Here is a 9,102-nt window from a genome sequence, read left to right as displayed (position 1 = left end):
GTCCCTTCGTGGTGGTGGGGTTAGGCGGCGGTGTCGAAGCGGGGGCGGGGCGCTCGGGCCTTGTGTTCGTCGAGGTACACGTCGGCGGCGATGGCTGCCGCGGCGAGAACGGCGAGGAGGATCCGGCTGCCGGCCGTCGGCGTCATGCCGAAGATCCAGGCGAGGGTCACGAAGAAGGCGAAGATCCGGGCCCGTCGGGCCGCGGCCGTCAGGCTGGTGATCACGGCCCCTCCACGTCGATGTAGCGGAAGATCCGCATGGCGGTCTCCTGGCGGTACTTGCCCGAGCTGATGGCGAGCAGGTCGGCCGGGCCTTGGTCGCCGGCGTTGAGGGCGGCGGCCACGTCCTTGACCTCCTGCTCGGTGGGGCGGACGCCTACGGACTTGGCCGGGCGGCGGAAGAGGGGCATGGCAAAGCTCCTTGGCTGACGGGGTGGGGTGGTGCTGGCCGGATCTCCAGGCCAGTCGTGCGAGACGACTGGCGTGGGCTACTGGCTAGCGGCGGTTGTCGCGGTCAGCGAGGTGCGCACGGGCGAGAGCCGCGGTAGCGTTCTCGGGGTCCTCGGCGACGACCTTCTTGTACTGGCGGTACGCCTCGCCGTAGTTGTGGTCCTCGGACGCGGCTGCGGACTGGTCGGCGTGGTGCTGGGTACGAGGGCTGAAGCGGGCCATTTAGATCTCCTTGTCTGGCCGGGGCTGTCCCGGTTCCCCTCACCGCCCGCACCTGTCGGGCGGATCGGGCAACCGGTCAGCGGAGCTTGAACTCGACGTGCTCGTGGTCCGGGTCGGCGCAGTCGAGGCCGTCGTCGCACAGCTGCACGTACCGGCCGAGCAGGGTGTAGGACACGGCGTTGGCGACGGCCATCCCGACCCGACCGTGCCGGGCGCCAGCCTTGACGATCGCCCCGGAGGCCTGGTTGGCGGCGTTGTGGGCCTTCTTGCCGAGCTTGGACATCAGGTCTCCTAGCGGATCGCGTTGGCGAGGGCGGGCCACAGGCGGTCGTCGCGGCCCCAGGTCATGTCGACGATGTTCAGCGTGGTGCCGTGTTGGCGGAGTTCGCGGAGTGCGTGGCGTCCGACGCCCTGCCACTCGCGGGCCTTCCAGTCGCGCGGAAGCCGGTAGCCGAGGGTCGTGAACGGCTGGCCGTCCTGCTCAGTGAGCACCACGTGCGGGGTACGGGAGCCTCGGATGACGGTGAAGCCCTGCCGCTCCAGGCCGAGGAGCCTGCTGAGGAGAGGACTGCGGTCGTGGACGATGCCCTCGACAAAAGCGCGCTGCCGGGATCCGCGGCCGTTGTCGGTCGCCGGCTGGGAGCAGGTGGTGACGAAACCGGCCCGGTTCGCGGCGGCCAGGACGGGGATGAGGTGCCGGACGTCGACATCCTCCTCGTAGCCGAAGTCGGCCCCGTATCCGGGCCAGGAGGGGACGGTTCCCTCCAGCCAGCCGGCCATGTTCTGGCCGAGGTCGGCGATGCTGCGAGCGTCCCGCCACACGGAACCCATCAGGCGGCCTGGGCGGTGTCGCCGTCGAGCTCGTCGACGAGACGGCTGGTCCCGGGGTTGGCCATGTCGTACTCGATGGCGGCCCATCGGGCGGCGGTACGCGCGGCCTTGGTGGTGGCCCGGTCGTAGGCGTCGATGATGCGCTGGCGGTCCTCGTGCTGGGCCCATGCGGTTTCGATCTCGTCGGGCTGCTCAAGGCTGGGGGCGGTGGCGTTCATGACGGTGGTCCTTCCGGTGGTCAGGCGGGATGGGGTTCAGGCGGTGGGTCGGGGCATGGCCCGGCACGTCTCGGCATGGTCGTTGGCGTCGTTACGGGCCTCGTCGCGCTCGGTCGACAGGTAGTCGTGTTCGAAGATGTTGGGGCCGCCCTGCTTGTCGCATCCCAGGCAGGACCAGCGGAAGCCGTCCGTCTCGTACTGGGTGTCGCCGACGTAGGGGCGGCCCTTCCACGAGTACCGAGTCATGAAGCGGTGGGCGCGGAGCTCGACGACGGCCCCGCCGATTGTGAGGAACTGCATGATCGGGTCGGTGTCGGCGGGGGTCGTGGCGGTTTCGGGCATGGCTGTGCTCCTCGGTTGGTCGTGCCGGGAGGGTGCTAGCGGCGGTGCGGGGCGCGGCCGGTGTGGCTGCGGACGGCGGCGACGGCGTTGGTCGAGTCCGTCTTGCGGGCGTCGGCGTCCTGTCGGGCGGCCTTGTAGTCAGAGCCGCAGGTCTGGGCGGTGGCCGGCTGGTCGATGATGCTGTGGCCCGACTGGGCGGAGGCGGCCATCACTTCGCCGCCCCAGTCAGTTCGTCGATGACCCGCAGCAGGGCCTCAACCGTGTACTCGAGGGCTCCGAGGGTCCGCCAGATTTCGCTATCGCTGGCGGCGCCGGTCATGGCCCGCGAAGCCGCCAAGGCCTCGCGGGCCGTCTTGGTGGTGGCTTCGTGGCTGATCCGGAAGTCCGTCATCACGTCATCGCCGGGCGGCGGACGTGGGACGAGGCGGCGTGCGCGGCCAGCTCGGCGGCAACGAGGCGGAGCAGACCGGGCAGGTCGCCGATCGCGATCCCGGGCAGCAGCGGCTCGACCTCGGCGACCGCCTCCTCGATCAGGTAGTCGACCTGCTCGGCGGCAACGACAGCGCGGGTGCGGGCGGTGGCCAGCTTCTGCTCGGCCTTGTTGAGGAGCTCGTGTCGGGCCGGGGACTGGGCCGCGAAGAGCAGCGAGTCGCGACGGGCCTCGGCCCTGCGGGCGGCCTCCCGCTGCTGGGCGGCGGCGTTACTGCTGGCTCGGCGGATGAACATGCGGGCGATCCGGTCGTCGACCAGCGTGGCCGCGGGGAGCGTGGTGTCGGCCGCGAGGTCCGCGGCGGCCTGCAGCAGGTTCGGCAGGGTCAGGTCGAGCAGCTGGCCGAGCTGGTACTTGTGCTCCAGGGAGGCGAGACGCTCGGTGCGGGTCGCGGGGATCACGACGGTAAGCTTCTGCTGTGCCATCAGGGGTCCTCTCAAAGATCCTGGTGGTAGGGCTGGTCTGCGATGTAGGAGTCGCCGGCCAGCCCGTTTTTAGTTGTACGGCTGGACGCTCGCGGGCAAGCCCGGTAGGAGTGAGCGACCATTCCAAGCGCCGCTTGGAACCGCTGAGTACGACAGTAGGCCCCCGGCGAACCCTCGTCAAGCAACTGCTTGAAGTGGTCGGAAATCGCCCCTACTCTCAGGTCATGACCGAAGCCCTCGACACTGCGACCACGGCCCTGATCCGCGCGCTCGACGATATTCACGACGATGTCGAGCGGTACAAAGCTGCCGAGGCGCTGAAGGTGCGCGTCGATCTTGAGGTCAAGTCGGTCAAGGCTGAGGTCGCCAAGTCCCTGTACACCGGGCGATCGTGGGCGGCCGTCGGCAAGCTGCTCGGCGTAACCGGATCCCGGGCCGAGCAGATCTCCCGCGCCGCCAGATAGGCGTCTCGTCTGCATGCTTCGAGTCAACGACGTGTGAGCGTGGCCGACGAGCGGCTCCCGTACAGCCCGCGTACAGGAGACGATCAGTCGCCGTATAGATCGCCGGACCCCCGACGCCGGGAGGCGCGATTGTGGACGTCACCACCTGGACCGGCGCGCTGGCCTGCCACCTACAGGCCGCCCACCGGATGACGCGGGACGAGTTCGCCGGACGCCTCGGCGTGCACCCGCAGACCGTGGCCAGCTGGCACCTGAAGCCGGGCACCATTCCCCGCGCCGAAATGCAAGCCGCTCTCGACACCGTCTACGAGAGGGCCCTGCCTCCTGTGCGCACTCGCTTCGCCCGCCTCGCCCAGCCGCCCGCCGACACCGCGGCGCAGGCTCTGCGCGTCGCCATCGCTGTCGTTCAGCGCCGCGGCGAGGTGCTGCTCGTCTGCCGGCGCGATGGTGGCGCGGCGGCCTGGCAGTTTCCAGCTGGGATCGTGAAGCCGGGCGCGGTGCCGGAGACAGTGGCCGTACAGGAGACGCTCGGCGAGACCGGTGTTCACTGCGCGGTACGGCAGCACCTCGGCAGTCGGCTCCACCCTGTGACCGGGGCCCAGTGTGAATACCACCTGGCGGAGCACCTCGACGGCGAGCCCGCCAACCTGGATCCGGTGGAGAACTCGGCGGCCAAGTGGGTACCGATCTCCGCGCTGACCCGCTTCATCCCGACCGACCGCATCTACCCGCCGATCCTCACCGCACTGGAGGCGCACGCATGACCGAGACGACTGAGCAGGGCATCTCCGCCGCGATCATCGTGGACGGTGGCCGTGTGCTCATGATCCGCCGCAGGATCAGCGAGGGTGAGCTGATGTGGCAGTTCCCTGCCGGCGGCATCGAGACCGGCGAGACCCCCGAGCAGGCCGCGGTGCGGGAGACGCTCGAGGAGACGGGCCTGACCGTCGAAGCCGTCAAGCTGCTCGGCGAGCGGGTGCACCCGAAGACCGGCCGGCTGATGTCGTACACGGCGTGCTCGCTGCTCGAGGGAGTGGCCATCATCGGGGACGCCGAGGAGATTGCTGAGGTGGAGTGGGTGTCCCATGGGGAGATCGCCGAGCGCGTGCCCTACGGCCTGTTCGAGCCGGTGCAGGAGTACCTCGACGGCGCCCTGGCCGGCTGACCTGTACGCGCAGGAGCCCCCGCCTCTCTCGAGGTCGGGGGCTTCGCTGTGTCATGGGTTGGGTGTGGGTTGCAGGATGCGGTTGAGGTCGGGCTTGCCGTTCTCGTCGGTCCAGCCTTTGTCGTCGAAGATCTTGCTCATGAAGATCATGCTGTAGTCCTTCTCGGTCATCCGCTCGCAGGCCTTCGGCTTGTCGTCGCGCTGCGCGCCAGCGGGCAGTGCTTTGACGGCTGCCATGCACTGCTCGGCAGCTTCGTCGTAGCTGGGTCCGCCGCAGCCGGCGAGCAGGGCGGCGGTGGTGGCGAGGATGACGGTGGTGGTGCGGGTACGCATGGAGCCCCCAGGGTTGTGGTGGGGGCATCATGCCGGGCTGCTGGGCGGCGCGGTGGGTCAGTGCCAGATGTGGATGCTGGCCTTGGGGTGTGCGGCGCACGCGTCTCGTAGCGCGGTGAGGTAGGCGACGGCGCCTTCGTAGTCGCCCCACCCGTTGGACGGCTCGAGCGTGCGGTAGTGGTCGGGGTCGGCTTGCAGCTTGTCGACGGCCGCAGTCAACGCAGGGAGGCTGTCGCCGGCGTTCTTGTCCTTCAGCTCGCCGAGGCTGTGCCCGAGGGCCTGACCCCACATGCGGGCCACGTTCGACGTGTAGTTGCCGACCTCGGCGACGCAGACTTCGAGGGGCTCGGCTCCTCCGCTGTCGACGTTGAGGTAGAGGCTGATGTCGTAGCTCACGACTGGGGCTCCTCGCGGTAGAGCGGCTGGTCCCGCAGGTGCGGGCCGAGGATGTCGAGGGCCCGCTCGAGGGGCGTGGGCTGGAGCAGCGAGGTGGCTATGGGCATGAGCCCCTGCCACTTGTGCGCCGTGATGTCGCCGAGGTACCGCTCCTCCAGCTGCTCGGCGGCGAACCGGTCGAAGCCTTCCGCGAGGAGCTTGCTGAACGACTTGCCGGACGTCTCGCGCCGCGGCGGCTCCGGCCGCTCCAGGGCGGCCAGTTCGTCGGCGGTGATCCCGTAGCCGGCGGCGAGCGCGAGCAACGTCTCACAGTCGTTGGCGTGGTCGACGAGCGCTCCCATGTCATCGCCGCCGCAGCCGGTACAGGCGTAGGGCTCGTAGGTACCGCCGGCGTAGGCGTGGATCTCCAGGAGCTTCCGGTCGGCGGCGCACCGACGGAGGGCGGCAGCCGGATCCTGACCAACGATGTGCGCCGCGTATTCGGGCTGGTAGACGTGGGCGATGGTGTTGCCGTTGCCTTCGTCCCTGATCTCGTGGACGAAGTCGTCGTGGTACCAGTTGCTGCCCCACGCGGACGCTGCACGGGCTCGAGCCTCCGCGTGGTCGATCTGCTGGCTGATCCAGCCGTGCAGGTCAGGCATCGGGCTGCTCCTTCTGCTCAAGGATCTCGGTGGCGGCTTCGGGGTTGGGGCATTCGAGGCGGGCGCAGGTGATGTAGCCGCCGGAGCCGAGGAACAGGGACTCGCCTCGGCAGGCGGGGCAGTGGCCTTGGACGTTGGGGAACGCGTCAGGCATCGGGGGTCTCCTTCGGCGGTTCGAGGGTGGCGGGGATCGCTGGTGTGGTCCGTCCTTCGCGCCCGCCGAGGATGGCGAGAAGGTCGTACTGCTGATCTGCGGGCAGGTTTGTGCGGGCCCAGATGCGGGCGTCGTCGAGGCGGTGCTGGAAGGTGACCGCGCGCTGGCGGGCGGTGTGAAGCTCGGCCTCGTGCACGGCGGCGACCGCGTCGACGACGGCTTCCCGTCCGGCGGGTGGCAGCCACATCCCGAGGGCGTTGATGGTCTGCTTGGCGGCGTCGATGGCCCGGTCGCGGAGAGTGGGCTGGTCGGTCACTTGAGTCCCCTCGTGATCTGGTGGCGGATGCGGCTGGCCTTGGCGATGAGTCGTTGGGAGCGCCAGACGGAGCGGGTCTTCTGGGCCCGGCGGTACAGGCGGTCGATGCGGGCCTCGAGGCGGGGCCGGCTGCTGATGGCGTGCTCGATCCGCCACAGCCGCAGGAACGCAGTGGTGGGTTGGCGGCCGGCGAGGTGGCCGTCGTAGTCGGGGAGCCGGTGCGGGCAGTCGGCGGCTATCGCGGCACGGAGCTGGTCGGGGGTCACGGGGTGGGGTCCTCACCGGTCATCCGGCGCATCCATTCGCGGGCCGGGGCGAGGGCCTTGCCCCGCAGCTCGCTCATGTACGCGAGCAGGTCGGCCGGGGCGATCGTGCCGCCGTCGTCCACGGCCTCCTGCACGTAGCCGGTGAGCTCGGTCCAAGCGGAGGCGTAGTCCGCGACGGGGAGATCGAAGTCCGTCCACTTGATCTCGGTGGCGCCCCCATGCCCGTGTACGGCTTCGGCGTCGGCGATCCGGTCCCAGTGGACGGTCGACGGCCGTTCGCCCGTCCAGCGCAGCGACGCGGTCCCGTCGGGCCAGAGCACGCCGTTGGCGACGATGCCGGTTCCGGAGACGCCGGAGATGTCTTGGTGGCGGAGGAGGTAGAAGCGGCGCGGCTGGTCGGTCACAGCAGGTCTCCTTTGATCTTCACGGTCTTGGTGGTCCGGTAGGCACGCGGCTCGTCGGCGACGTTGGCGTAGGGGTTGCCTTGCCGGCCTCGGTTGGTGGGCGGCGGTTCGGCGGTGTCGCACGGTTCGACGTCCCAGCCGGGCCACAGCTCGAGCTGGCCGGTCACGGCTTGGGCTCGCTGTTGATCCAAGCCCCGAGCGATTTCGTGTAAGCGCGGCGGGCATTGGCCGCCTCGGCTTCGGCTCGTTCGGCAGTCAGCCGCAGCTCGGCCAGGTCGGGGGCATGGCTTTCGACGGGACCGCGTAGCCAGTCCGGCATGACCTTCGCCAGCTTGCCGACGGTGCGGGTACGCAGGCACATCTCCACGAAGGCGCGCACTTCGACCTCGGTGTCGAGCGGCACGGCGGTCACTGCCCGGCCTCCAGCACGTATCCGGTGCGGCGGGGCTGCCCGTCGCGGGTGGTCGCCGTGGCGTGGAGCTGGCTGGCCTCGATGCGACGGTGGCGCACTTCACGGCCAGACTTGGTGAGGGTGACGATGTCGACCTGCCCGTAGCCGAGCGCACCGGGGTACGGCTTGCTGACGACCTTGACGCGGGTCGGCCCGTCGACGGGGTGATGCCGGTTGCTGGTTGAGCGGTACGTCTGGCCGGGTTGGATGGCGGTCACGGGGTTCCTCCGGGGTTCGGTTCGGGGCGGCCGGCCCGCGGGGGTGACGGGCCGGCCGTGGCGGGGGTCAGGCGGCGTTCTGCGGGGCGTTGGCGATGGCGTCGGCGGCACTGGCCCACGGGTGGTGGTGGCTGCTTTGCGGTACGCCACACAGGCCACAGAGCGCAGCGGTGTCGGTGGGGTCGGCCAGGATTTTCGCGATCTCGTCGTCGCCGAAACCGTCGCGGCGGAGGCTGGCGGCCATCTCGTCGACCTCGGGCGGGTCGATGTCGAGTGCGGCGAGGACGGCGTTGAGGACGGTGTCGGGATCGGCGCCTTCCTTGGCGGCGGTGCCTTCGATGGCGTGCCAGGCGGCCGAGTGCTCCAGCTCGGTCAGCTGGCGGGGCCGAACGCGGTCGGCTCGCGGCTGCATGTCCAGGAGCGCCCGGATCACGGCTCGCACGGCCGCAGCGGACTGTCGAGATGGGTACTTGGCCACCTGTGCGGCCAACGTCTTCCACGCGTCCCGCTCATCACGGCGGGACAGCCAGCCTGTAAGGCAGCGTTCGTGCACCCGGCCGTCGGCGGTGTGGGCCATCTGGCCGTCGTACTCGGCGTGGCAATGCGGGCAGTCCGGAAATCCGTTGGGGGCGCCGTACTCGTCTCGGCCACCGTCGTCGTCAGGGTCGATGGGGAAGTCGGGCAGATCGAGGGTGATCTTCATGCGGGGCGGGTCTCCTTGTGTCGGTTCGGGGTGGCGGGGCTGTGCGTCTGCGTGAGGCTCTGTGGCGGGCTCCGGCGTCGCGAGGGGCGCCGGAACCCTGAAAGCGGCTCAGCGGACGCCTCAGGCCGCTTCTGGCGGGTGCTGCTGCCCGAGTGGGCGAATCACCTCGGACGGCACCAGGCCGGCGGTGATCGCGATGGCGACCGCATGAGTCCGGTTCACGGCCCCGAGGTTGGGGCGGATGAAGGACCGCCAGCGCTCGTGGATGCCGTACAGGCTGATCCCGATGGCGCGGCTGATGGTCTCGTCGGTGTCACCGTTCGCCGCCAGGCAGACGATCGTGAGGTCCTTCGGCGACAGCCACGGCTGCACCGGGCGGGCGGGCGCGGTCACGACGCGGCCCGGTTGATGACGTGCAGGGCTTGGAGCACGGCGAAGACGTGATGGGCTGGGACGCCGGGCCGGATCGCCCTCACCTTGGGCACCATCGCCCGGTCTTCAGCGGCCCACGCGGCCAGTTCCTCGGCGGTCGGGAGCGGCGCCGCCATCTGCTTCTGCAGTTCGATGAAGCGCTCGACCAGATCAGCGTGCTCTTCAGCGGGGGTGAGGGCCAT

At 70.0% G+C, this 9,102-nt stretch carries 26 protein-coding genes; 3 read left to right on the top strand and 23 right to left on the bottom strand.

Annotation, left to right across the window (positions count from 1 at the left end; genetic code table 11):
• Nucleotides 1–20: 20 nt before the first annotated feature.
• From ACIQV3_RS22620 to ACIQV3_RS22575, 10 genes are all read right to left on the bottom strand, one after another.
• Nucleotides 21–224, bottom strand: coding sequence for a hypothetical protein (locus ACIQV3_RS22620; RefSeq protein WP_403714423.1), 204 nt, complete (start codon nucleotides 222–224; stop codon nucleotides 21–23).
• Nucleotides 221–409, bottom strand: a complete 189-nt coding sequence (locus ACIQV3_RS22615; protein WP_403714421.1) for a hypothetical protein — start codon at nucleotides 407–409, stop codon at nucleotides 221–223. Before ACIQV3_RS22615 ends, ACIQV3_RS22620 begins: the two co-directional genes overlap by 4 nt.
• A gap of 85 nt (nucleotides 410–494) precedes the next feature.
• Nucleotides 495–671, bottom strand: a complete 177-nt coding sequence (locus tag ACIQV3_RS22610; protein WP_403714419.1) for a hypothetical protein — start codon at nucleotides 669–671, stop codon at nucleotides 495–497.
• 76 nt (nucleotides 672–747) lie between these two features.
• Nucleotides 748–954: a hypothetical protein gene (locus ACIQV3_RS22605; protein WP_403714417.1), complete on the bottom strand. Its 207-nt coding sequence runs from the start codon at nucleotides 952–954 to the stop codon at nucleotides 748–750.
• Nucleotides 955–962: 8 nt separating this feature from the next.
• Nucleotides 963–1,502, bottom strand: coding sequence for a DUF6919 domain-containing protein (locus ACIQV3_RS22600; RefSeq protein WP_403714415.1), 540 nt, complete (start codon nucleotides 1,500–1,502; stop codon nucleotides 963–965).
• Nucleotides 1,502–1,720 (bottom strand): hypothetical protein, encoded by a 219-nt coding sequence (locus tag ACIQV3_RS22595; RefSeq protein ID WP_403714413.1) that lies wholly within the window; start codon nucleotides 1,718–1,720, stop codon nucleotides 1,502–1,504. The genes ACIQV3_RS22600 and ACIQV3_RS22595 overlap by 1 nt, the downstream gene beginning before the upstream one ends.
• Nucleotides 1,721–1,756: 36 nt before the next feature.
• Entirely contained in the window at nucleotides 1,757–2,062 is a 306-nt protein-coding gene (locus tag ACIQV3_RS22590) for a hypothetical protein (RefSeq protein ID WP_403714411.1), read from the bottom strand.
• 35 nt (nucleotides 2,063–2,097) lie between these two features.
• On the bottom strand, nucleotides 2,098–2,271 hold the full coding sequence (locus tag ACIQV3_RS22585; protein WP_403714410.1) for a hypothetical protein: 174 nt from the start codon (nucleotides 2,269–2,271) through the stop codon (nucleotides 2,098–2,100).
• A complete protein-coding gene (locus tag ACIQV3_RS22580; RefSeq protein ID WP_403714408.1) occupies nucleotides 2,271–2,453 on the bottom strand; it encodes a hypothetical protein in 183 nt (60 codons plus the stop codon). Before ACIQV3_RS22580 ends, ACIQV3_RS22585 begins: the two co-directional genes overlap by 1 nt.
• Complete coding sequence (locus tag ACIQV3_RS22575) at nucleotides 2,453–2,977, bottom strand: hypothetical protein (RefSeq protein WP_403714406.1); 525 nt, start codon at nucleotides 2,975–2,977, stop codon at nucleotides 2,453–2,455. Before ACIQV3_RS22575 ends, ACIQV3_RS22580 begins: the two co-directional genes overlap by 1 nt.
• 224 nt (nucleotides 2,978–3,201) lie before the next feature.
• Between ACIQV3_RS22575 and ACIQV3_RS22570 the strand changes: the two genes are divergently transcribed.
• From ACIQV3_RS22570 to ACIQV3_RS22560, 3 genes are all read left to right on the top strand, one after another.
• Nucleotides 3,202–3,441 (top strand): hypothetical protein, encoded by a 240-nt coding sequence (locus tag ACIQV3_RS22570; RefSeq protein ID WP_403714405.1) that lies wholly within the window; start codon nucleotides 3,202–3,204, stop codon nucleotides 3,439–3,441.
• Between the two features lie 131 nt (nucleotides 3,442–3,572).
• On the top strand, nucleotides 3,573–4,205 hold the full coding sequence (locus ACIQV3_RS22565; protein ID WP_403714403.1) for an NUDIX hydrolase: 633 nt from the start codon (nucleotides 3,573–3,575) through the stop codon (nucleotides 4,203–4,205).
• Nucleotides 4,202–4,606 carry an NUDIX hydrolase gene (locus ACIQV3_RS22560; RefSeq protein ID WP_403714401.1) on the top strand — a complete coding sequence of 135 codons (405 nt, stop codon included), beginning with the start codon at nucleotides 4,202–4,204 and terminating at the stop codon, nucleotides 4,604–4,606. The genes ACIQV3_RS22565 and ACIQV3_RS22560 overlap by 4 nt, the downstream gene beginning before the upstream one ends.
• 51 nt (nucleotides 4,607–4,657) lie before the next feature.
• Here the strand turns inward: ACIQV3_RS22560 and ACIQV3_RS22555 are convergent, their stop codons facing one another.
• From ACIQV3_RS22555 to ACIQV3_RS22495, 13 genes are all read right to left on the bottom strand, one after another.
• On the bottom strand, nucleotides 4,658–4,939 hold the full coding sequence (locus ACIQV3_RS22555) for a hypothetical protein (protein WP_403714399.1): 282 nt from the start codon (nucleotides 4,937–4,939) through the stop codon (nucleotides 4,658–4,660).
• 57 nt (nucleotides 4,940–4,996) lie between these two features.
• Nucleotides 4,997–5,335 carry a hypothetical protein gene (locus ACIQV3_RS22550; RefSeq protein ID WP_403714397.1) on the bottom strand — a complete coding sequence of 113 codons (339 nt, stop codon included), beginning with the start codon at nucleotides 5,333–5,335 and terminating at the stop codon, nucleotides 4,997–4,999.
• The gene (locus ACIQV3_RS22545) at nucleotides 5,332–5,976 is read right to left on the bottom strand and encodes a DUF6221 family protein (RefSeq protein ID WP_403714395.1); all 645 of its coding nucleotides are present in this window, start codon (nucleotides 5,974–5,976) and stop codon (nucleotides 5,332–5,334) included. The genes ACIQV3_RS22550 and ACIQV3_RS22545 overlap by 4 nt, the downstream gene beginning before the upstream one ends.
• Nucleotides 5,969–6,130, bottom strand: coding sequence for a DUF6085 family protein (locus ACIQV3_RS22540; RefSeq protein ID WP_403714393.1), 162 nt, complete (start codon nucleotides 6,128–6,130; stop codon nucleotides 5,969–5,971). Before ACIQV3_RS22540 ends, ACIQV3_RS22545 begins: the two co-directional genes overlap by 8 nt.
• A complete protein-coding gene (locus ACIQV3_RS22535; RefSeq protein WP_403714391.1) occupies nucleotides 6,123–6,446 on the bottom strand; it encodes a hypothetical protein in 324 nt (107 codons plus the stop codon). Before ACIQV3_RS22535 ends, ACIQV3_RS22540 begins: the two co-directional genes overlap by 8 nt.
• Nucleotides 6,443–6,712, bottom strand: coding sequence for a hypothetical protein (locus tag ACIQV3_RS22530; protein ID WP_403714390.1), 270 nt, complete (start codon nucleotides 6,710–6,712; stop codon nucleotides 6,443–6,445). Before ACIQV3_RS22530 ends, ACIQV3_RS22535 begins: the two co-directional genes overlap by 4 nt.
• Entirely contained in the window at nucleotides 6,709–7,116 is a 408-nt protein-coding gene (locus ACIQV3_RS22525; protein WP_403714388.1) for a hypothetical protein, read from the bottom strand. The genes ACIQV3_RS22530 and ACIQV3_RS22525 overlap by 4 nt, the downstream gene beginning before the upstream one ends.
• Nucleotides 7,113–7,283, bottom strand: coding sequence for a hypothetical protein (locus tag ACIQV3_RS22520; protein WP_403714386.1), 171 nt, complete (start codon nucleotides 7,281–7,283; stop codon nucleotides 7,113–7,115). The genes ACIQV3_RS22525 and ACIQV3_RS22520 overlap by 4 nt, the downstream gene beginning before the upstream one ends.
• A complete protein-coding gene (locus ACIQV3_RS22515; protein ID WP_403714384.1) occupies nucleotides 7,280–7,528 on the bottom strand; it encodes a hypothetical protein in 249 nt (82 codons plus the stop codon). The genes ACIQV3_RS22520 and ACIQV3_RS22515 overlap by 4 nt, the downstream gene beginning before the upstream one ends.
• On the bottom strand, nucleotides 7,525–7,785 hold the full coding sequence (locus ACIQV3_RS22510) for a hypothetical protein (protein ID WP_403714382.1): 261 nt from the start codon (nucleotides 7,783–7,785) through the stop codon (nucleotides 7,525–7,527). Before ACIQV3_RS22510 ends, ACIQV3_RS22515 begins: the two co-directional genes overlap by 4 nt.
• A 67-nt stretch (nucleotides 7,786–7,852) precedes the next feature.
• Nucleotides 7,853–8,488: a hypothetical protein gene (locus tag ACIQV3_RS22505; RefSeq protein WP_403714380.1), complete on the bottom strand. Its 636-nt coding sequence runs from the start codon at nucleotides 8,486–8,488 to the stop codon at nucleotides 7,853–7,855.
• A 120-nt stretch (nucleotides 8,489–8,608) separates the two neighbouring features.
• Nucleotides 8,609–8,881: a hypothetical protein gene (locus tag ACIQV3_RS22500; RefSeq protein WP_403714378.1), complete on the bottom strand. Its 273-nt coding sequence runs from the start codon at nucleotides 8,879–8,881 to the stop codon at nucleotides 8,609–8,611.
• Nucleotides 8,878–9,102, bottom strand: a complete 225-nt coding sequence (locus ACIQV3_RS22495) for a hypothetical protein (RefSeq protein WP_403714375.1) — start codon at nucleotides 9,100–9,102, stop codon at nucleotides 8,878–8,880. The genes ACIQV3_RS22500 and ACIQV3_RS22495 overlap by 4 nt, the downstream gene beginning before the upstream one ends.

This window comes from Streptomyces sp. NPDC099050, from assembly GCF_044759865.1.
In the GTDB taxonomy this organism is placed as follows: Bacteria; Actinomycetota; Actinomycetes; order Streptomycetales; family Streptomycetaceae; genus Streptomyces.
Note: the sequence above shows the minus strand (reverse complement) of the source record. Positions and strands in the feature narration are given on the sequence as shown.

Bases quoted from the DNA above. Each gene is read 5' to 3' on its own strand.
- ACIQV3_RS22570 (WP_403714405.1), top strand. From the start codon at position 3,202: ATGACCGAAGCCCTCGACACTGCGACCACGGCCCTGATCCGCGCGCTC.
- ACIQV3_RS22610 (WP_403714419.1), bottom strand. From the start codon at position 671: ATGGCCCGCTTCAGCCCTCGTACCCAGCACCACGCCGACCAGTCCGCA.
- ACIQV3_RS22555 (WP_403714399.1), bottom strand. From the start codon at position 4,939: ATGCGTACCCGCACCACCACCGTCATCCTCGCCACCACCGCCGCCCTG.
- ACIQV3_RS22585 (WP_403714410.1), bottom strand. From the start codon at position 2,271: ATGGCCGCCTCCGCCCAGTCGGGCCACAGCATCATCGACCAGCCGGCC.
- ACIQV3_RS22595 (WP_403714413.1), bottom strand. From the start codon at position 1,720: ATGAACGCCACCGCCCCCAGCCTTGAGCAGCCCGACGAGATCGAAACC.
- ACIQV3_RS22590 (WP_403714411.1), bottom strand. From the start codon at position 2,062: ATGCCCGAAACCGCCACGACCCCCGCCGACACCGACCCGATCATGCAG.
- ACIQV3_RS22540 (WP_403714393.1), bottom strand. From the start codon at position 6,130: ATGCCTGACGCGTTCCCCAACGTCCAAGGCCACTGCCCCGCCTGCCGA.
- ACIQV3_RS22495 (WP_403714375.1), bottom strand. From the start codon at position 9,102: ATGGCCCTCACCCCCGCTGAAGAGCACGCTGATCTGGTCGAGCGCTTC.
- ACIQV3_RS22615 (WP_403714421.1), bottom strand. From the start codon at position 409: ATGCCCCTCTTCCGCCGCCCGGCCAAGTCCGTAGGCGTCCGCCCCACC.
- ACIQV3_RS22605 (WP_403714417.1), bottom strand. From the start codon at position 954: ATGTCCAAGCTCGGCAAGAAGGCCCACAACGCCGCCAACCAGGCCTCC.
- ACIQV3_RS22505 (WP_403714380.1), bottom strand. From the start codon at position 8,488: ATGAAGATCACCCTCGATCTGCCCGACTTCCCCATCGACCCTGACGAC.
- ACIQV3_RS22545 (WP_403714395.1), bottom strand. From the start codon at position 5,976: ATGCCTGACCTGCACGGCTGGATCAGCCAGCAGATCGACCACGCGGAG.
- ACIQV3_RS22560 (WP_403714401.1), top strand. From the start codon at position 4,202: ATGACCGAGACGACTGAGCAGGGCATCTCCGCCGCGATCATCGTGGAC.
- ACIQV3_RS22600 (WP_403714415.1), bottom strand. From the start codon at position 1,502: ATGGGTTCCGTGTGGCGGGACGCTCGCAGCATCGCCGACCTCGGCCAG.
- ACIQV3_RS22580 (WP_403714408.1), bottom strand. From the start codon at position 2,453: ATGACGGACTTCCGGATCAGCCACGAAGCCACCACCAAGACGGCCCGC.
- ACIQV3_RS22575 (WP_403714406.1), bottom strand. From the start codon at position 2,977: ATGGCACAGCAGAAGCTTACCGTCGTGATCCCCGCGACCCGCACCGAG.